This is a genomic window from Intrasporangium chromatireducens Q5-1 (genome assembly GCF_000576575.1).
Taxonomy (GTDB): Bacteria; Actinomycetota; Actinomycetes; order Actinomycetales; family Dermatophilaceae; genus Intrasporangium_A; species Intrasporangium_A chromatireducens.
The window spans coordinates 1-1778 of record NZ_AWQS01000438.1 but is presented as its reverse complement, the minus strand read 5'-3'; the positions used below and the strand labels follow the sequence as shown (position 1 = coordinate 1778).

General features: G+C 71.0%; 2 protein-coding genes. Both read left to right on the top strand.

The window, feature by feature from the left end:
* Positions 1-711: thiamine pyrophosphate-dependent enzyme (locus N864_RS22020; protein ID WP_034722568.1), on the top strand; the 711-nt coding region annotated here is incomplete at its 5' end.
* A 41-nt stretch (positions 712-752) separates the two neighbouring features.
* The gene (gene rarD / locus N864_RS22015; protein WP_051518930.1) at positions 753-1700 is read left to right on the top strand and encodes an EamA family transporter RarD; all 948 of its coding nucleotides are present in this window, start codon (positions 753-755) and stop codon (positions 1698-1700) included.
* Positions 1701-1778 lie beyond the last annotated feature (78 nt).

Below are 1778 nucleotides of genomic sequence, written 5' to 3'. Positions count from 1 at the left end.
TCCATCGGCGGCAACCACCTCATCCACGCGCTGCGCCGCAACGTCAACCTCAAGATCCTGCTGTTCAACAACGAGATCTACGGGCTGACCAAGGGCCAGTACTCCCCCACCTCCCGCGTCGGGCAGGTCACCAAGTCGACCCCGCTCGGCTCCGTCGACCAGCCCTTCAACCCGGTGTCGCTCGCACTGGGGGCCGACGCGAGCTTCGTGGCCCGCACCCTCGACTCGGACCGCAAGCACCTGACCACGGTGCTGCGTGCCGCCGCCGAGCACCGCGGCTCTGCCCTCGTCGAGATCTACCAGAACTGCCCGATCTTCAACGACGGCGCCTTCGACGTCCTCAAGGACCGCACCTCGGCCGAGGCCCGGATCATCCAGCTGCAGGACGGCGAGGAGGTCACGCTGGGAGACCAGGTGGCCGTCTGGGACGAGGTGAGCGGCATACGAATCGTCCCTCGCGACCAGGCCGACCCCGCGCGGGTCGTCGTGCACCACCCCGACGCGCCCGACCCGTCGACCGCCTACGCGCTCTCCCGGCTCGACACGCCCGACCTGAGCCACGTCCCGCTCGGCATCTTCCGCAACGTCACGCGGCCCACCTACGACGACGCCGTCCGCGACCAGGTGGCCTCCGCCCAGACCACCCCCATCACCGACGCCGACATCGACGCCCTCCTCGCCGGACAGGACACCTGGACCGTGACCGCGTGACGTCGGGCCAGCCGGCCTCGACCCTCAACCGGCCGGGGCGCGTGCGCGGCCGGCTCGGCGGTGTCTCGGCCACGGGATGGGGCACGGTCCTCGGGTTTGCCGCGTACGGGCTCTGGGGCTTCTTCCCGCTCTACTTCGACGCGCTGAAGCCGGCCGGGGCGTGGGAGATCCTCGCGCACCGGATCCTGTGGACGCTCGCCTTCTGCGCGATCGTCCTCGTGGTGACCCGCGACTTCCGGTGGCTCGGCCCGATCTTCCGCAACGGCCGGCTCCTCGGCGGCATCACGCTCGCGGCGCTCCTCATCGCGACGAACTGGGTCGTGTATGTCGCAGCCGTCACGTCAGGGCACACGAGCGATGCCGCGCTGGGCTACTTCCTCAACCCGCTCGTCACCGTGGCGCTCGGCGTCGTCGTGCTCGGTGAGCGGCTGCGGTTCCTGCAGTGGACCGCCGTTGCGATCGGGGTGGCGGCCGGGCTGTTCCTCGCCATCGCCGGTGGCCGGGTGCCGGTCGTCGCGTTGACCCTCGCCGCGTCGTTCGCGCTCTACGGACTGATCAAGAAGAAGCTGGGAGCGACGCTGCCCGCCCTGCACGGGCTCACGATCGAGACCGTCGTGCTCGCGCCGGTCGCCGCAGTGACGCTCGTCGTGCTCGCCCAGCAGGGGGTGCTCGAGTTCGGCCGGCACGGGCCGCTGCACACGTGGCTGCTCGTCGGGTCCGGCGTCGCGACGGCGCTGCCGCTGCTGTGCTTCGCCGCGGCCGCCCGGCGGATCCCGCTCGTGACGATCGGGTTGATCCAGTTCATCACCCCGATCATGCAGCTGCTGTGCGCGGTGCTCTTCCTCGGCGAGCACATGCCGACCGAGCGCTGGATCGGCTTCGGCATCGTCTGGGTCGCGCTGGTCCTGCTGACCGTCGACTCGCTGCTCAGCCTGCGGGGGTCGCGTGCCGAGGAACGCGACATCCCCGTCGACGACTGCCCCCGCTGACGGCTCACTCCCCCGGCGCCTGCCCGCTCCCCCCGACCCCACCGTCAAGTGAGCGCGTTCTCCGGTTCTCGCCCGTCG